Annotated in this window: 17 protein-coding genes; 7 read left to right on the top strand and 10 right to left on the bottom strand. The window is 35.3% G+C overall.

Annotation, left to right across the window (positions count from 1 at the left end; all coding sequences use genetic code 11):
* Positions 1 to 5: 5 nt before the first annotated feature.
* Genes ybeY through fliQ form a run of 3 tightly spaced genes read right to left on the bottom strand, consistent with a single transcriptional unit; the run spans position 6 to position 2,597 of the window.
* On the bottom strand, positions 6 to 1,514 hold the full coding sequence (gene ybeY, locus BKH43_RS00755) for an rRNA maturation RNase YbeY (protein ID WP_095227495.1): 1,509 nt from the start codon (positions 1,512 to 1,514) through the stop codon (positions 6 to 8).
* Positions 1,511 to 2,320 (bottom strand): UDP-N-acetylmuramate dehydrogenase, encoded by an 810-nt coding sequence (locus BKH43_RS00750; protein WP_095227492.1) that lies wholly within the window; start codon positions 2,318 to 2,320, stop codon positions 1,511 to 1,513. The genes ybeY and BKH43_RS00750 overlap by 4 nt, the downstream gene beginning before the upstream one ends.
* 10 nt (positions 2,321 to 2,330) lie before the next feature.
* The gene (fliQ, locus tag BKH43_RS00745; RefSeq protein WP_095227490.1) at positions 2,331 to 2,597 is read right to left on the bottom strand and encodes a flagellar biosynthesis protein FliQ; all 267 of its coding nucleotides are present in this window, start codon (positions 2,595 to 2,597) and stop codon (positions 2,331 to 2,333) included.
* Between the two features lie 76 nt (positions 2,598 to 2,673).
* Here fliQ and dapE point away from each other — a divergent pair, with 76 nt between their 5' ends.
* The 3 genes from dapE to BKH43_RS00730 are packed head-to-tail and all read left to right on the top strand — an operon-like array spanning position 2,674 to position 5,297.
* Entirely contained in the window at positions 2,674 to 3,810 is a 1,137-nt protein-coding gene (gene dapE, locus BKH43_RS00740; protein ID WP_095227488.1) for a succinyl-diaminopimelate desuccinylase, read from the top strand.
* A complete protein-coding gene (locus BKH43_RS00735; RefSeq protein ID WP_095227486.1) occupies positions 3,794 to 4,474 on the top strand; it encodes a hypothetical protein in 681 nt (226 codons plus the stop codon). The genes dapE and BKH43_RS00735 overlap by 17 nt, the downstream gene beginning before the upstream one ends.
* Positions 4,475 to 4,487: 13 nt before the next feature.
* Positions 4,488 to 5,297, top strand: coding sequence for a DNA ligase (locus tag BKH43_RS00730; RefSeq protein WP_095227484.1), 810 nt, complete (start codon positions 4,488 to 4,490; stop codon positions 5,295 to 5,297).
* Between the two features lie 39 nt (positions 5,298 to 5,336).
* Here BKH43_RS00730 and BKH43_RS00725 read toward each other — a convergent pair whose 3' ends face one another.
* Genes BKH43_RS00725 through BKH43_RS00715 form a run of 3 tightly spaced genes read right to left on the bottom strand, consistent with a single transcriptional unit; the run spans position 5,337 to position 7,943 of the window.
* Positions 5,337 to 6,182 (bottom strand): site-specific DNA-methyltransferase, encoded by an 846-nt coding sequence (locus tag BKH43_RS00725; RefSeq protein ID WP_095227482.1) that lies wholly within the window; start codon positions 6,180 to 6,182, stop codon positions 5,337 to 5,339.
* On the bottom strand, positions 6,176 to 7,441 hold the full coding sequence (locus BKH43_RS08690; protein ID WP_095227480.1) for a methyl-accepting chemotaxis protein: 1,266 nt from the start codon (positions 7,439 to 7,441) through the stop codon (positions 6,176 to 6,178). The genes BKH43_RS00725 and BKH43_RS08690 overlap by 7 nt, the downstream gene beginning before the upstream one ends.
* 4 nt (positions 7,442 to 7,445) lie before the next feature.
* A complete protein-coding gene (locus tag BKH43_RS00715; protein ID WP_095227477.1) occupies positions 7,446 to 7,943 on the bottom strand; it encodes a PAS domain-containing protein in 498 nt (165 codons plus the stop codon).
* 581 nt (positions 7,944 to 8,524) lie between these two features.
* Between BKH43_RS00715 and BKH43_RS00710 the strand changes: the two genes are divergently transcribed.
* Positions 8,525 to 8,875: a P-II family nitrogen regulator gene (locus BKH43_RS00710; RefSeq protein ID WP_095227475.1), complete on the top strand. Its 351-nt coding sequence runs from the start codon at positions 8,525 to 8,527 to the stop codon at positions 8,873 to 8,875.
* Between the two features lie 31 nt (positions 8,876 to 8,906).
* Positions 8,907 to 10,142 (top strand): ammonium transporter, encoded by a 1,236-nt coding sequence (locus BKH43_RS00705; protein ID WP_172402283.1) that lies wholly within the window; start codon positions 8,907 to 8,909, stop codon positions 10,140 to 10,142.
* Positions 10,143 to 10,466: 324 nt separating this feature from the next.
* Here BKH43_RS00705 and BKH43_RS00700 read toward each other — a convergent pair whose 3' ends face one another.
* From BKH43_RS00700 to BKH43_RS00690, 3 genes are read right to left on the bottom strand one after another with little or no spacing between them, the layout of a single operon-like run.
* Positions 10,467 to 11,012, bottom strand: a complete 546-nt coding sequence (locus tag BKH43_RS00700; RefSeq protein WP_172402275.1) for a shikimate kinase — start codon at positions 11,010 to 11,012, stop codon at positions 10,467 to 10,469.
* Positions 10,981 to 11,595, bottom strand: a complete 615-nt coding sequence (locus tag BKH43_RS00695; protein WP_095227469.1) for an AMIN domain-containing protein — start codon at positions 11,593 to 11,595, stop codon at positions 10,981 to 10,983. Before BKH43_RS00695 ends, BKH43_RS00700 begins: the two co-directional genes overlap by 32 nt.
* A gap of 4 nt (positions 11,596 to 11,599) precedes the next feature.
* Positions 11,600 to 12,655: a GDP-L-fucose synthase gene (locus tag BKH43_RS00690; protein WP_095227467.1), complete on the bottom strand. Its 1,056-nt coding sequence runs from the start codon at positions 12,653 to 12,655 to the stop codon at positions 11,600 to 11,602.
* A gap of 152 nt (positions 12,656 to 12,807) precedes the next feature.
* Between BKH43_RS00690 and flgE the strand changes: the two genes are divergently transcribed.
* The gene (flgE, locus tag BKH43_RS00685) at positions 12,808 to 14,961 is read left to right on the top strand and encodes a flagellar hook protein FlgE (protein ID WP_095227465.1); all 2,154 of its coding nucleotides are present in this window, start codon (positions 12,808 to 12,810) and stop codon (positions 14,959 to 14,961) included.
* A 109-nt stretch (positions 14,962 to 15,070) separates the two neighbouring features.
* On the opposite strand, the gene BKH43_RS00680 is transcribed toward flgE, so the two are convergent.
* Positions 15,071 to 15,367 carry a hypothetical protein gene (locus BKH43_RS00680; RefSeq protein WP_095227463.1) on the bottom strand — a complete coding sequence of 99 codons (297 nt, stop codon included), beginning with the start codon at positions 15,365 to 15,367 and terminating at the stop codon, positions 15,071 to 15,073.
* A gap of 108 nt (positions 15,368 to 15,475) precedes the next feature.
* Between BKH43_RS00680 and BKH43_RS00675 the strand changes: the two genes are divergently transcribed.
* Positions 15,476 to 16,306 carry a prephenate dehydrogenase gene (locus tag BKH43_RS00675; RefSeq protein WP_095227461.1) on the top strand — a complete coding sequence of 277 codons (831 nt, stop codon included), beginning with the start codon at positions 15,476 to 15,478 and terminating at the stop codon, positions 16,304 to 16,306.
* The last annotated feature ends 3 nt before the right edge of the window (positions 16,307 to 16,309 follow it).

Genomic DNA, 16,309 nt, shown 5'->3' with positions numbered 1-16,309 from the left:
CTTTTTTAAGCTCTTTTATCTTGAAGTTCTTCTGCTTGAAGCTCTTCTTGCCACTTCTCATAATCCTTACTTAATAAGTCTTTATAATCATCAAAATGTGAATCTATAAATTCTATCAAATCTTTTGGTAGCCTAGCTTTAAAAATATGCTCAGAATCTAATCTTAGCACATAAGCATGAAGTAGCATCCTAGTCTTAAAAGCCCTATCTTTGGGGCCATATAATGTATCACCATAGATAAAACGATGTAAAGTGTTAAGATGCACTCTTATTTGGTGAGTTCTTCCAGTAAAGATTCTAATGCTTATAAGTTCTAGATTCTCTTTCCCATCTTTACTTAAGGCTATCTTTCTAAACTCACTTTTTGCATAGCGCCCTTTAGTGCGAGAGTTTTTATCAAGACTAGTCATCTTTAATCTATTATTTGGATTTCTTCCTATTAGACACGTAACTGTGCAGTTTTCTTTTAAAGGTGGTGATATAACAGCTAGATAGATCTTTGCTATCTTTTTATCTTTTAGCTTTTGAGAAAGATTAGCATGTGTCTTATTATCCTTAGCTATCATCAAAGCCCCACTAGTATCTTTATCTAGTCTATGAACTATGCCAGCACGCTCTTCTCCACTAAAGTTTGAAAGGCTAAGGCCTTCTTTTTTTAAGTACTCAACAAGGCTAGCTTCTTTTAGCGAGCTTGCAGAGTGTACGCTTATACCACTAGGTTTGTTGATAACTAAAAAACCATCATCTTCATAGATGACTTCTAGCTTAAAGTCCTCTTTTAAAGTATAAGCACTTTCTTCTTTATTTAAAGCTAGTTTAGATATGTTTAGCTCATCTTTAGTCTTTAAAGGTGTGCTAGCTTTTAAGACTTTATTTTTAGAAGAGATTAGCCCTAGTTTTAAAGCTCTTGCAACATCACTTCTACTTAGATCTAAGATCTCACTTATAGCGCTATCTGCCCTTTTATAGTCTTTTAAAACACAAAGGCTAAGATTAGATTTTGTAGCTTTAGAATCTATTAACTCACCTTCATTAAGCGTGCGCTCTATCAAGCTTAAAGGTAGGTTTAAAGCTTGTAATATTTCTTTTTCTTTTGCCCTATGCTCGCCCTTATCTACTTCGTGATCAAAACCTAGTAGGTGTAAAAGTGCGTGAGTAAAAAGTAAGGCCACCTCATCTTTTAAGGCATGTTTATACTTTTGACTAATCTCATAGGCAAGATCTAGATTGATGATGATGCTTCCTAAAAAGCGTTGCGTTTTTGCATCTTTACTAAACTCATCAAGAAAAGGAAAGCTTAAAACATCAGTTGCGTAGTCTTTTTGCATATAGGTTTTATTCATCTCACGCATGGAAGGAGCATCTATAAAGATAAGCTCAACTAAAGTGTTTTTTAAAGGAGTACAAAGCCTGCTTATATCTTTTAAAAGATTTTCATCATAGATAACTTCATCTTTATAGCTATTAGCCTCATTAGTTAGTTCTAAGTTTATATCTAAAGTCATGTTGTTCATAATATGGCTAACTCACACTCTAGTTTGATGCCACTTGCTTCATAAACTTTTTGCTTAGCTAGCTCTATAACCTCTAAAGCAGGCTCTGGGCTAGTTTCTTTGCCAGTGTTTACTAAAAAGTTAGCATGTTTTTCACTAAAGCCAACCCCTTTTATAAAAAAGCCCTTCATGCCAGCTAACTCTAAAAGTCTACCTGCAAAGTCTCCTTTAGGGTTTTTAAAACAGCTTCCACAAGTTTTGCCACCTGGTTGATTAGATCTCATCTTAAGGCATAAAGCAGCTAGAGTTTTATTAAATCCAACTACTTTTAGGAATCTCGCTGCAAGTATGGTCCCTTTAGTATTTAAGGCTCTATATTCAAAACTAAGCTCTTCTCTTGCTACCCACTTGCCATTTATATTACAACTATGAAGCAAGTTAGATATCTCATAGTCTTTCATGCCTGCATTCATCTTTACTAGACCACCTAGCTCGCCTGGAAGATGTGCTAAAAACTCTGCTCCTATGAGATTATGCTCTTTGAAGTAGTTAAATATCTCCTTGCTTTTTACATTAGCCCCTATCTCTACTACATTACCTAGGTCTAGTATGTGATTAAACCCGCGTAAGATTCCAAGTTTTTCTCCCTTACTTACTAAGATGTTATTACCCCTGCCTACAAAGTTAAACTTACCTAGATAGTTTAGCCCTAACTCCTTTAAACCCTTATAGTCTATATCAAGTCCTAACTCTTCTCTATCAAAGATTCTTACTTCTGCTTTTATGCCAAGCCCTAGGCTAGAGTGCTTGCTAAAGTCTACTAACATGAGATCTGTTTCATGAGATGATAGTTGGGATCATATTTATAAGCATCTTTGTATAGTCAGTTAGCATACTGAGCATCCAAGGCATAGTAAAGATTATCATAGCTATGACTGCTAGGATCTTTGGCACGAAGGCTAAAGTCATTTCATTAATCTGAGTGGTAGCTTGAAATATACTTATTAAAAGCCCCATAACTAGGGCTACTAAAAGTATAGGTAGGGCTAGATAGAGAGTTATTTTATAAGTCTCTATAGCTAAAGACATAAGTTGGGATTCCATGGCTAGGCTAACTCCTTATAGTTTTTAAGTGGGCATTGTTCTTGTAATATAATAATATCTTTTTAAAGGGGATTAGATGCTAGAAAGTACGATAAAACAACCAGAAGAGATACTAAGTAAACTAATATCTTATAAAACTATCACGCCTAATGAAGCTAATATCTATGCATATATAAAAAGCTTACTTCCAGACTTTGAAGTTATAGAGCTAACTAAAAACGACGTTAAAAACCTCTTTCTTTATAAAAAACATCCCACTTCAAAAACTAATCTTTGTTTTGCAGGCCATATAGATGTAGTCCCACCTGGAGAAGGTTGGGAAAGTGATCCTTTTACTCCAACTATAAAAGAAGGCTTTATGTATGGGAGAGGAGCCCAAGATATGAAAGGGGGCATAGCTTGCTTTTTAAGTGCTCTGCAAGCTTTTAAGGAATCTAATCTTAGTCTTTCAGTCTTGCTAACTAGTGATGAAGAAGGAAGGGCCATTGATGGGACTTTAGAGATGTTAAAGCATCTAAAAGAGCTAGACTTTTTGCCAACACATGCCCTAGTTGCTGAGCCTACTTGTGAGAAGACTTTGGGGGATAGTATAAAAGTAGGAAGGCGTGGAAGTATAAATGGCAAGCTAGAGATAAAAGGCGTGCAAGGGCATGCTGCCTATCCAGAAAAGTGTGTTAATCCTATAGAAAAGTTTGCACCTTACTTAGTTAAGCTAGCTGGAGTTAAGCTTGATAATGGAGATAGCTACTTTGAACCTTCACGCTTTATAATAACTGACATGCACGCAGGCACTGGCGTAACTAACCTAACCCCACAGAATCTAAGAGTGCTTTTTAACGTTAGAAACTCTACCCTTACAACTAAAGAAAGCCTTAAAGCTTATATAGATTCTGTGCTTAGTGGGCTTATGTATACTTTAGAGTTAGAAGAAGCTTCAAAAAGCTTTATCTTAAAAGATGCCAAAGATACTAAGCTTGTAAAGACTTTAGAAGGTGCAGTTAAAGAAGTATGTAACATAACTCCTAGTTTAAATACAAAAGGTGGCACTTCAGATGCTAAGTACTTTTCTGCCTTTGGAGTTAAAGTAGTAGAGCTTGGCGTTATAAATGATAGAATCCACGCAGTTAATGAAAGAGTATCCCTAAAAGAACTTAAAAACCTAACAAGCATTTATTATCAATTTCTAAAGACAGCCAATGCAAATGACCTTTAAGCTTTATAAAACCTTTCTAAAACAAGCCTACTTAGAGTTTTTAATAGCCTACATAGCCTCTATCATCATAGTAGGCTACGCTAATATCGTAGATAAACATGGAGGAGGCGAGATTTCAGCTGTTATCTTAGTTGTAGCCATTATGCTAGTTTTTGTAGCTTTGCATGTAAAGTTTATCTTACAGTGGTTTCATAAAGACTTTTTTAGTAAAAGTGCTTATATCACTTTTATGATTCCAGCATCTTTTAACACTTTAATCTTAAGTAGAATCCTAGCCCTACTAACTTTTTACATCATAAGTATGGTAGTGATTTTTATAGAGTATAAACTCTCTTTTGGTCATGGAGTTTTAGAGCTTAGTGAAAACGGATGGCAGTTTGCAAAGAGTTCTTTTAAGTATTTTTTTGAAGTAGCTACATTTTGCTTTTTAATGATAGCTTTTAGAGGTAGACGCTTTAAGATGATGTACTGCATAGGTGTCTTTGCTCTAATTTATATAATCATCTCAATTGGCCAGTTTCCTATACTTTTTTGGAATATAAATGGCAGTGAGGGCAGTTTTGGAGGATGGCGTGAGTACTTAATATATGTTTTTAATATCTATGTTGTAACTGTCATTCTTTATATAGTTGCTTTTTTTAGGCTAAAAACTTACGAACTTTAAAGGCTATAGTTTTTTGAGATTTTTAATTTTATGTCTACTTTGTTTTAGCGCTCTTTTTGGCCTAGACCTACTAGTTTTAAAGCCTTATAAAAAAGAATATATAAGTGATATAAAAGAGTATCTAGTAAGCGAAAAGCTTGATGGTGTAAGGGCATTTTATGATGGCAAAAGTTTGCTTAGTAAAAATGGACATAATTTTAACTTTGATAAAGACTTTTTAAAAGACTTTCCTCCTTTTAGTCTTGATGGCGAGCTTTACTCAAGTAAAGATAGTTTTGAAGATATAGTTAGTATGGTAAAAACTGCTAAGCCTAATGCAAATCTAAAATACTACGTCTTTGATGTGCCTAGCGCTAAAGGGAGTTTACAAGAAAGATTGCAAGTTATAAAAGATTATCTTAAAGCTAGGCCTTATGTGCACAATATTGTAGTGATAAAACAGATAAGATTAATAAGCTTTAAAGACTTAGATTCTAGGCTTAAAGATATCATCAACAAAGGAGGAGAGGGCTTAGTTATAAGAAAAGATAAAGCACCCTATACTACTTTTAGGAATAATGATAACTTAAAACTTAAGCCCTTTTTAGATGCTGAGTGCATCTTAACTGGCTACACACTAGGGATAGAATCTTTTAAAGATGGCAAAGGCGCTATGGAGTGTAGGAGTGAACACTTAAGCTTTAAGATAGGCTCTGGTTTTTCTAAGGTCTTAAGAAAGAATCCTCCTAGTATTGGCTCTCTTATCACCTATAAGTACTACTCTTTAAGTAAAAACAAGATTCCAAAACATGCAGTGTTTTTAAGAGTTAGAGAGATAGATTAAAGGTTTTAGAAAGCTTGCTTTTTGTGTAGTTTTAAGTTTTTAAGACAAAGAAGAGTTTTTTAAAAAGACTAAATCTTTTATCTTAGATTCTATCTTTGCTTTATTTTTATCTAAGTCAAGTTTTCGTTTGATTGAAAGATCTATAAAGTTAGTATCTTTTTCTATACCTATAAACCTGCGTCCTAGCAAGTTTGCAGCTATGCCTGTAGTACTACTACCACTAAAAGGATCACATATCAAGCTATCCTTAGCACTAGCCATTAAAAGTAAGCGAACTAGCAAGGCTAAAGGCTTTTGGGTTGGGTGTTTGCCATTAGCCTTTTCCCAAGAAGAGATAGCAGGCAAGTTCCAAACATCTTTCATCTGCTTATTATCATTAAGTTTTTTTAAAAGCTCGTAGTTAAATATATGCTTGTGTCTCTCACTTTTTCTAGCCCAGATAACTTGCTCAGTTGAGTGGGTAAGAAAGCGGCAGCTAAAGTTTGGAGGAGGATTACTCTTTTGCCAAGTGATTATATTTAGTAGTTTAAAGTTAAGCTCTTGTAAGGCCTTGCCTAAAGAAAATACATTATGATAAGTGCTACTTACTAGTAAACTCCCTGTATCTTTTAGGGCAGTTTTTGCGTTTTGTATCCACGTTTTATTAAAACTATCTATCTTTTTTAGATCCTTTTCTTCATCCCAAGCTCCTTTATTAACACTTACAACCTTCCCACTATTAATAGTTAAACCATCATTTGAAAGAAAGTAAGGAGGGTCAGCAAAGATTAGATCAAAACTTTGTTTATAGCAAGGCAAGATTTTATTGCAATCTGCTTCATAAAGGCAAAAGGCCTTATCTTTAGAGATGAAGATTGGATTTAAGCTCGAGTATTGCTTCAAGATGAGTGTTTTTTAATATTCAAAGGAACGCTGTTCATCTGCGAGGCATCATTTATGATGCTAAAAATCATCTTATTTTTATCCTCTAAGTGTTCAAAGTCATTGACTATCTCCCCAACATGGTTCATATCAAACTCCCCGCCTATATTTCTATCTACTATCTCATTTATATCTTGCAAGCTTTTAAGTACTTCATCTTTAGTGTGAGAATCTGAAAAATACTGTAAAAACTCTTCTTGAAGCAGCTTTCTTTGCTGCTCTAGCTTTGCTTTATCAGGAGTGTTTAATGTGTAGTTGTAAGCTAGGATTTTATATAAAACTAGGTTTATCTTAGTTAGGATTCCAGCAGTTTTAGTCCTTGCAAAAGCAGACGCACTAGCTGTATCAGCAGCATCAACACTAAAGCGTTCTAGTGAAAGTTTTAAGTTTTTAGTGTTTTCCTTAGCTTCGATTATGGCGTGGTTTGTAGAATCACTATTTGAGTTTAGATCCTTAGCCTCTCTTAAAAGTAGATTAATACTATTGCTTGCTGTGCTAAGGGCACTTCCAGTGTGTTCTGCTAGTTTTCTTATCTCATCTGCAACTACAGCAAAACCACGGCCATGCTGCCCTGCCCTTGCGGCTTCTATGGCGGCATTTAATGCTAAAAGGTTAGTTTGATCAGCTATGTCTTTTATCATATTTATAACACGACTTATTTCATTAGCCCTTGTATCTAGAGTTTCAAGGGCCTTTGTAGAAGTACTTCCAAGGTCGCTTAAGTTATCACAAAGCAAGTCTACTTGATGTATGCTCTCTCTTGCTTGAAGGGCGGTTTGTTGTGAGTTTTGTTTTATGATGTCTAGTTCTTGCATGTTGATTTGCAAGTCATTTTGTATGCAGTCTATGCCCTTATTTCCATTATCAAGCTCTGAGAACTTTTCATTAATAGTGGCCCTAACCCTGCCTTTTTGCCCTTCTAAAATCCCTCTTACTCCCTCACTCATAGCTATGGCATTAATCTTAAAAAGCCCTTTAAAACCTGATATAAAAAGATTCCTATAAGCTATGCCATTACTTGCAGCTTCTATACAAGTAGTGCTTTCTCTCATAAAAGCTTCTACTTGATCTAGTAAGTTGTTTATACCTATGGCTATCTCATTAAGCTTAGGGTCACTTTCAACATCTATGATCCTAGCTTCTAGCTCGCCACGCTGAGCCTTTGAGATAGTATCTAGTATCTCATTATAAACGCTTCTTTTTTTCTTGCTAAAAAGTCCCATATCTTTATCCCTTCATACGCTGTAAGTTGTTTACTAAAGCGTCATAGCTAGTATTTTTGTGTTTTAGGTACTCATCTAAACATTTCATCGAAGATTCTAAGTTACCTCTTTCTTCAACACTTTTCATATCTCTATATAAAGATTCTATAGCTGGGAGGGCTAGGGGATTAGCCTTGCGCCTAACTGAGTAGTAGCCTATGGTTTTCCCATTTTCATCAAAAGAGGCAGTGACATTAGCAAAGACCCAGTAGTAGTTGTTATCAAAGGTTTTATTTTTAACATAAGCAAAGATTTCTTGTTTAGCTTTTATCCTATCCCATAGTAGTTTAAATATACCTCTTGGCATATCTTTGTGCCTAACTATGCTTTGAGGTTTGTTTATAACTTCACTACACCTAGCATTAATCATCTCTAAAAATACTTGATTACAGTAGGTTATGTTTCCTTTAAGGTCTGTTTTTGAAACTATAAAGCTCTCTTTATCTAAGATTTTTTCACCCATTTATCTTCCTTAAACTAGTGTGCAATAAAACCCCTTTAAAACAAAAACATAAAAATGTTATGTGAAAATGGTAAAAATGATGTTACTTTTTTCTGATCTTACCTCTTATTTTGATTTACGATCACCTAAGCACGTGTTTAAATACAAAAAAAAAAAAAAGACTTATTTCTTTAGTCTAATCGTTAATTTTAGCTCGCAAGATTCTCATTAAAGTAAATTATTAGGATACTTTCTTGTGTAAAAATGTAAGGAGAATCTTTATTATCAAGCATTTTAATAAATTTAAATTTATCTTAATAAAAATATTTATGGAGTTAATCGTTATGGTCATGTACAACTTGACTAAGTTTTGCTAGAGACTTATTTTAGGGCTTGATAATGCTATCTTTATCTTACTTTAAAGTTTAAGATATTATAATCCTACTCAACACGATATGTGTTTAGTTTAATTAACCATATAAAAGATGTACTAGATGCTATAAAAATATCACTGTAGACATATGGCTGTTATATACCTTTGGTGATGCTCTATAATTCTAGAGTTTATCAAACACCAAAAACCATTTAAGGAGCTTTTTAAGATGAGCGAGCAAATCTACAAGATAGAAATCACAACAAAACATAACAAAGTAGGCATATTAAGAGATGCTTTTTTTAAAGAAGGCATAACTGGTATGACTATCATAAACGTAAGTGGCCAAGGTAATCAAAAAGGCAAAGTTGAGATCTATAGAGGATCTCAGATCACGGCTAATCTCATGCCACGTATAAGAGTTGAGATAATAGCTAAGGCAGAAGATGTAGAAAGGATAAAAGATATAGCTTTAAAAACGTTAGCAAGTGGGCAGGTAGGAGATGGCAAGATAGTTATCTTACCCGTAGCTGATGTTATAAGGATAAGGACTGGACAAAATGGCTATGAGGCTATTTAGGATTCTATAAACTAAAAAAGGATAGGTGATGATAAACGGGGCAAATACAGTTTTTATACTTCTATGCACTATGCTAGTGCTTTTGATGACGCCAGCACTGGCTATGTTTTACTCTGGTATGACTAAGTCAAAAAATGCCCTAAGTACGATTATGAACAGCTTTGTTGTTTTTGGGGTTGTTGCTATAGAGTGGGCGATAATTGGCTTTACGCTAAGTTTTGGCCATGATACGGGCATAGGCATCATAGGAGATCTAAGCTTTTTTGCACTGGATAATCTAAAAGGTGTTAATGAAAATGGTGTGCCTAACTTGCTTTTTATGCTATTTCAGATGATGTTTGCCATCATCAGCACAGCCATTATAGGCGGTTCTTTAGTTGGGCGCGTGCGATTTAGCGTTATCATCATTTTTACTACACTTTGGAGTTTGATAGTTTATAACATCCTAGCGCATGCTGTTTGGAGTGAAAATGGCTTCTTGCTTCATAGAGGTGGACTAGACTTTGCAGGTGGAGGAGTTGTGCATATAAGTGCTGGTATAGCTGGACTTGTGGGTGCACTAGTTGTAGGCTGCAGAAAAAGTCACATGATAGAGGGCAATATGCCCCATAATCTTCCTTTTAGCTTTTTAGGTGCTATGCTTTTGTTTTTTGGCTGGCTAGGGTTTAATGCAGGTAGTAGTGGTGCTATAAATGAAGTAGCAGTGCACGCTTTAGTAGCCACCATTTTAGCTGCGGCTGCTGGACTGCTTGGCTGGCTAAGCATAGAGTGGATAAAGTATAAAAAACCAACTTTGCTAGGTGGTACAACTGGACTTATAGCAGGCTTAGTTGCTATAACTCCTGCTGCAGGTTATGTTGGTCCAATACCTGCTGTTATTATAGGCTTTTTAGCCTCCCCTCTTTGCTTTTTTGGCATTAGCTATGTGAAGGCAAAGTTAAAGTACGATGATACACTTGATGCGTTTGGGCTTCATGGTATAGGAGGTATATGGGGAGGTATAGCTACTGGGCTTTTTGCAAGTACAAGTATTAATGACGTAGTAGGAAAGATAGCACCTGAAGGACTATTTTACAGTGGTAGTTTTCATCTGCTAGGCGAGCAAGTCTTTGGAGTACTTTTTAGCGTTATCCTTTCAGGTGTGGTTAGCTACGTTATATTTAAGATTTTATCTTTATTTATGAGGCTGCGCGTTGAAGATAGGGCAGAGGATGATGGACTAGATGTAAGCTTGCATGGTGAGGAAGCTTATAATATCTTAGAGTAGGATCTGCTAGCTTTAAAGCTTTAGATTCTAGCAAACTAGGCTAGATGTTGGCCAAATGTAGTGTTTCTTGAGAAACATTATATATCTTTAGCTTTTAGTAAGTTTGATGGGCGCTAATAGTTTTTTTGATGATAGATTTTTAATAGCCTAGCTAAAAGTAAAATTTATTAGTGTGTAGTGTTTCTTGAGAAACACTGTGTATTTGAGATTTTCTTATATAAAGTTTAGTAGAAGTAGTTAGACCTAGTATAACTTAAGCACTTAAAATGCTGTTTGCTATGCTAGGCACATAAGGCTTTTATTATAAAAGACTTACTAGCTTTGTTAATGTAAGTCCTTTGGAGGTGTGCTCTTTAAGTAAGAGTCTTTTAAAAGCTTAAGGATGGAATCTTTTACTTCAACTGGTCTTAAACTTCCATCTACAACAAACTGTGCTCTTTCATAAATAGCCTCTCTTCGTTTAAAGAGTTCTAGAGCTTTAGCCTCATCTTGAAACAAAGGTCTTAAGCCATCATCTTTTAGTCTTTTGGCTATGACTTCAAAAGGTACTCTTAAGTAGATATTAATCCCTAGTGCATGAGTGTCATTAAAACAAGGCATGCCCCCACCTGTAGCTATAACTAGTGAATGATCATTGTGATTAGCATCTATGAACATCTTTTCTAGGCTTCTAAAGTAGCTTTCACTTCTTGCAGCAAAGATCTCTTTTATCTTCATATCAAGCTTAGATTCTATCCATGCATCACTATCTATAAAAGTGTAGCCTAACTCCTCAGCTATCAGCCTTCCTACTGTACTCTTCCCACTCCCCATAAATCCTATAAGTACTATATTTTCTTTACTGAAGTGTAATTTTGTAGGTGTTGCCATTTGCTGTGACCTTGTGCTTGTATTGTCCATCTAGAGTAAGTATGACTCTATAAAACTTCTCGTGAGTTTCAACGCTTACAGTACTAAAGTACTGAAGATGGGTTTGTAAAGAGCTACTAAACTCATCTTTAGAATCTCTTTTATAGTCCATAACTATACGCATAGGTGAAGCTAAAAGGAAGCTTCTTTGTAGTTTTAGTGGACTTAGGATTTCAATTGAGTTTTTTAGTATATAAAAGTCAAATTTATAGAGATTAAAGTAACGTTTATGTATATCTTTTATGGCTTCATCCTGGGAGATACGTACAGGATAGTGCCAGTCTAGACTTGCATCTAGCTTTATAGTTTTAGTAGAAGTTGAGCCATCTATGTTTTTGTAGTTTATGATTATGGAATCTAGCTCCCTAGCCGTGCTTGGCAACTTTACATTTATAGAATCTAAAAAAGGCTTAGGCTTTTTATCTTGCATATCTATAAAATCTCTTTGGTTTAAGTTGGACTGGAAAGGATTGTCTCTAGCTTGAAGGCTAAAGGCTAAGGAGGTAGCACAAGTTAAAAGTATAAGTTTAAATGCAGGCTTCATATAACTAACCTTCAAAGCTTTCTAGATAGCTAGAGATGACATCTTTTAGTCCTTCTTTTAAGCTTATCTCAGGTTTAAAGCCAAGGCTTTCTAGCTTGCTTATATCCATCACTTTTTGCATAACTCCATCTGGCTTTGAGATATCATAAACTAAAGTTCCTTTAAAGCCAACGATATCTTTTATCATATTAGCTAACTCAGATATGCTTATATCTTTACCATAGCCTATATTTATATGAGTGTTTCTTACTTCTTTTTTATTAGCCGCTAGATCTTTAAAGTCTACATTTTGTGCTATAAAAATACAAGCCTTTGCTAGATCACTACTATGTAAAAACTCCCTTCTAGGACGTCCACTTCCCCAGATGATAACACTATCTTTACTTACACCAAAGCCTTTTAGATAGGCCTTTACATCATCTTTGCCACACTCTTTTTTTAGATTCTTTTTTACTAAGTCAAGCTTTCCATCTTCTAACCACTTAGCAAGTACTATCTTTCTAATGAGCGCTGGCATGACGTGAGAGCTAGAAAGGTTATAGTTATCATTTGGCCCATACATATTAGTAGGCATAAGACTTATGAAGTTAGTGCCATGTTGAAGGTTATAACTTTCACAAAGCTTAAGTCCAGCAATCTTAGCTATAGCATAGGGTTCATTAGTGTATTCTAAAGGAGCAGTTAGTAAGCTATCTTCTTTTATAGGGCAAGGGGCATTTTTAGGATATATGCAACTGCTTCCTAAAAAGATTAGTTTTTTAACCTTGCTTAGGTAACTAGAATGGATGACATTGTTTTGTATGTTTAGGTTTTCATATAAGAAGTCAGCCCTATAGGTATTATTAGCCAAGATTCCACCAACCTTAGCTGCTGCTAGGAAGACAACTTCAGGCTTTTGTTCTTCAAAAAACTTTTTTACAGCTTCAAAGTCTAGTAGGTCAAGTTCGCTTCTACTTCTTACTAAAAGATTATTAAATCCTTGATCGCTTAACTCTTTATATATGCTAGAGCCTACAAGACCTTTATGGCCAGCTATAAAAATCTTAGAATCTTTATGCATGAAAGTCCTCGCTTACTTTTAATAGGGATGTTTTTTTAGAATTATACCCTTCCTATAAAACTTAAAAAATATAAAGTGGATTCTATCACAAGCATTATAAAGGAACTATTTTTGCTTTTAGGGTTTAAATATTTCAATACCAAAGGATTACTATGCTGCGTTCATTGTGGTCAGGTGTGAGTGGTATGCAAGCTCACCAAGTAGCATTAGATGTAGAAAGCAATAATATAGCAAACGTCAATACAGTGGGCTTTAAGTACTCAAGGGCATCTTTTGTAGATATGCTTTCTCAAGTTAAGCAAATCGCCACTAGCCCTTATCAAAATGGACTAGGCGGGCAAAATGACTTCTCAGTTGGGCTTGGTGTAGGTGTAAACTCTACTTCTAAAGTCTTCTCACAAGGAAATATCCAAAATACAGATGTTAAAACTGACCTTGCTATAGAGGGTGATGGTTTCTTTGTGATAAGCCCAGATAGAGGTATAACTAAAGACTACACAAGAGATGGCTCATTTATGTTTGATGCTAATGGGAATCTTGTCACAGCAGGTGGTTATGTAGTACAAGGCTGGAATAGAGGCGCACTTAATGAAGGTAGTGGCAATATGAGTGATTCTGACTTTTTTAAAGTTGATAACACTGGCCCTTTACAAAATATACAAATAGACCCGGGCATGGTTATGCCAGCTAGATCCACTACTGCTATCTCTATGAGGGCTAACTTAAATGCCGGTAGGCACGTAGGACAAACTCAAAATGTAGCAGCCCTAGATTCTACAACTAGAACCGCAGCTAATGGTGTTAATCCGCAATATGACTCTAAGATGAATATAACTCAAGTTGGCGAAGACTTAGGTGCACTATTTAATGAAAATGGGGATTCTTTAGGCCTTAGTGAAAACCAAGGCATATGGATGAGTTATAAAACTGCAAAACTTACTAACACTATCATCCCTAGTAAAGAACCAAGTACAGTTTCTATAAATGGCACTAAGATTAATGTAAGTAATGATTCAGCCCTTTCAGGCTTAAGCTCACTAAGTGCAGCCCAATTAGCCATAAATGCTGTTAAAAATAAAACTGGTGTTGAAGCTTATCTTGATAATGGACAGTTAAGACTAGAAAATAAAAATGAGTTAGATGGTGATGCAAGCACTAAAAATATCATCATAACTGATGGTGGAACAGGAGTTTTTGCTAACTTTGTAAAAGGTGATAGAGATATAACTGCTTTTAGATATCGCTACACTAAAAACGTAGATGCAGATTCTACAACTGGACAGTTTAGGACTACTGAAGACTTAAGAGAGCTTATGCAATATGATGCTAATATGATAAAGCATCCTGATAGACCATATGCAGATTCTACAGCTAGCGTAAGCGTTACTTTAAATAAATACGGTATGTTTGAGATACATAATAAAGATGATAATGATGGCAAGCAGCAAAACTTAAACATAGTTGCTAGTGCTTATAGCTCTAAGTCAGTTAGTACTAATGTCTTATTTAGAGATTCTATGAGGGCACTTAATACTGCTAGCCTTGTTGAAGGTGGAGTTTCATCTACTTCAGGTAAGTTTGCCCACGCAGTTCATGGCACCAGTATAGATGTAGTAGATAGCCTAGGAAGTAAGCATACTGTTAGATTTGAGTTTTTTAAGACTGGAACTAAGGAGTGGGGTTTTAGGGCTATAGTGCCAGAGCCTAGTCAGTTTATAGGTGGGTCAGCTAGTCATCCAAATATTTTTGAAGGTGGAAAAGTTACTTTTAATGATGACGGAAGTTTGGCTGGGATGAATCCTCCTATGCTTCAGTTTGATCCAAAAAATGGTGCCGACTCTCCTCAAAGACTAGAGCTTAACTTTGGAAGTGGTGCTACATTTAATGGCTTAACAAGTGTAGATAAGATCTCAGAAACTTATACTATTAATCAAAATGGATATGGGGCAGGGGACTTAGTGGATGTTAGATTTGATTCTAATGGATCTTTGTTAGGTGCTTTTAGTAATGGTAAGACTTTAGCCTTAGCTCAAGTTGCCCTAGCTAACTTTGCTAATGATGCTGGTCTTCAAGCTAAAGGAGGCAATATCTTTGCTCAAACTGGAAACAGTGGAGAGCCTTCAATAGGAGCTGCAAACACTGGTAGAAGAGGTGGTGTAAGTGGGTCTAAGCTAGAGATGAGTAACGTTGATCTTAGTCGTGCTTTAACTCAACTTATAGTAGTTCAAAGAGGATTCCAAGCAAACTCTAAGGCTGTTACTACTTCAGATCAGATATTAAATACATTATTAAACTTAAAACAGTAGTTAGCTAAAAAGCTTAGTGTTTATAAAGCCTTTTATAAAAGGCTTTATAAATTAAGTAGATATTATAAAAATCTTTAGCAGCTAGGCTATAAAAAATCTATATAAAAATTTATTTCTTATAAATGCTAAGTCTTACTACAGAATCTACTTTTGCTTTTAAGGCGTGCTCTACTCCACCTGTATCTATAACTTTCATATCACCATCTTTTAATGTAAACATACTACAAAGCACTTTTAGCTCTATCTCGCCTTTAAGTACTTGTATGGCTATCATTGAAGGGGATTTGTGTTCTTTTATCTCTTCTCCTGCTGGTATAACTATTTGCATCTCATCGCTTGCTGGAGAACTTACTAGCTTGTTGAATTGTACTTTTTTTGAAAAATCTGCGTTTAACCAATTAATCATTTTTTATCCTTTTAAACTTAAATCATATGTGTAGATTTAGTATAGCTAAATGCTATACTTTAGGATTGATACACATCAAATCCCAGCTAGGGATAAACGAGGTTAAGCATGCAAGCAGGAATCATAGGACTAGGACTTATGGGCGGCTCTTTAGGGCTAGCACTAAAAGAAACCAAGATGTTTAAAAGTGTGGTTGGCTATGATGCTAGTTTGTTGCACGGAAGGCAGGCTTTGACTTTAGGGCTAGTAGATGAGCTAGTAAGTTTAAAAGACTTGCAAGAGTGTGATATAGTCTATGTGGCTGTGCCTTTGGAATCTACTTTAGAAGTTTTAGATAACTTTGAAGATGTAGAAAGGCCAAACTTTACTATAGTTGATCTAGGAAGTGTGAAAGATAAGATAGCTTCAAGTCTTTCGCCAAAACTTCAAAAGTATTACATAGGTGCCCATCCAATGTGTGGCACTGAAAACAGTGGACCAAGTGCTAGTGTTAAGGATTTATACAAACATAAAATTGTAATCCTTTCTAATCTTGATAGGGCTTCAACCTTTCAAGAAGCCTTTGCTAAAGAAGTCTTTTTGGCCATAGGCATGCAAATAGTTAGTATGGATAGCATAAGTCATGATAAACATGTAGCTTTTATCTCTCACCTCCCCCATGTGTTAAGCTTTGCGTTAGCTAATGCTGTGCTTTCTCAAGAAAGACCAGAAGATATATTAATGCTTGCTGGTGGTGGTTTTGTAAGTATGAGTAGACTTTCAAAGTCAAGTCCTATAACTTGGAGTGATATCTTTAAACAGAATAAAGAATTTTTAACCAACTCCATTAATGTTTATGAGAAAGAATTACAAAAACTAAAAGGCTTTTTAGAAGAAGATGACTATGAAGGCTTAAAAGCGTGGATAGCTAATGCTAATAGGATAAGTGAGTTTTTGTAATAA

The organism is Helicobacter sp. 13S00401-1, assembly GCF_002272925.1.
Lineage (GTDB): Bacteria > Campylobacterota > Campylobacteria > Campylobacterales > Helicobacteraceae > Helicobacter_I.
The sequence above is the reverse complement of the archived record's forward strand: the minus strand, read 5'-3'. Positions and strand labels throughout refer to the sequence as shown.

What these genes read in the sequence shown, in the direction of transcription:
- BKH43_RS00680 (WP_095227463.1), bottom strand. Translation starts at nt 15,367, where the DNA reads ATGATTAATTGGTTAAACGCAGATTTTTCAAAAAAAGTACAATTCAAC.
- BKH43_RS00750 (WP_095227492.1), bottom strand. Translation starts at nt 2,320, where the DNA reads ATGTTAGTAGACTTTAGCAAGCACTCTAGCCTAGGGCTTGGCATAAAA.
- BKH43_RS00675 (WP_095227461.1), top strand. Translation starts at nt 15,476, where the DNA reads ATGCAAGCAGGAATCATAGGACTAGGACTTATGGGCGGCTCTTTAGGG.
- BKH43_RS00715 (WP_095227477.1), bottom strand. Translation starts at nt 7,943, where the DNA reads ATGGGTGAAAAAATCTTAGATAAAGAGAGCTTTATAGTTTCAAAAACA.
- BKH43_RS08690 (WP_095227480.1), bottom strand. Translation starts at nt 7,441, where the DNA reads ATGGGACTTTTTAGCAAGAAAAAAAGAAGCGTTTATAATGAGATACTA.
- dapE (WP_095227488.1), top strand. Translation starts at nt 2,674, where the DNA reads ATGCTAGAAAGTACGATAAAACAACCAGAAGAGATACTAAGTAAACTA.
- BKH43_RS00695 (WP_095227469.1), bottom strand. Translation starts at nt 11,595, where the DNA reads ATGAAGCCTGCATTTAAACTTATACTTTTAACTTGTGCTACCTCCTTA.
- ybeY (WP_095227495.1), bottom strand. Translation starts at nt 1,514, where the DNA reads ATGAACAACATGACTTTAGATATAAACTTAGAACTAACTAATGAGGCT.
- fliQ (WP_095227490.1), bottom strand. Translation starts at nt 2,597, where the DNA reads ATGGAATCCCAACTTATGTCTTTAGCTATAGAGACTTATAAAATAACT.
- BKH43_RS00735 (WP_095227486.1), top strand. Translation starts at nt 3,794, where the DNA reads ATGCAAATGACCTTTAAGCTTTATAAAACCTTTCTAAAACAAGCCTAC.
- BKH43_RS00710 (WP_095227475.1), top strand. Translation starts at nt 8,525, where the DNA reads ATGAGCGAGCAAATCTACAAGATAGAAATCACAACAAAACATAACAAA.
- BKH43_RS00700 (WP_172402275.1), bottom strand. Translation starts at nt 11,012, where the DNA reads ATGGCAACACCTACAAAATTACACTTCAGTAAAGAAAATATAGTACTT.
- BKH43_RS00690 (WP_095227467.1), bottom strand. Translation starts at nt 12,655, where the DNA reads ATGCATAAAGATTCTAAGATTTTTATAGCTGGCCATAAAGGTCTTGTA.
- flgE (WP_095227465.1), top strand. Translation starts at nt 12,808, where the DNA reads ATGCTGCGTTCATTGTGGTCAGGTGTGAGTGGTATGCAAGCTCACCAA.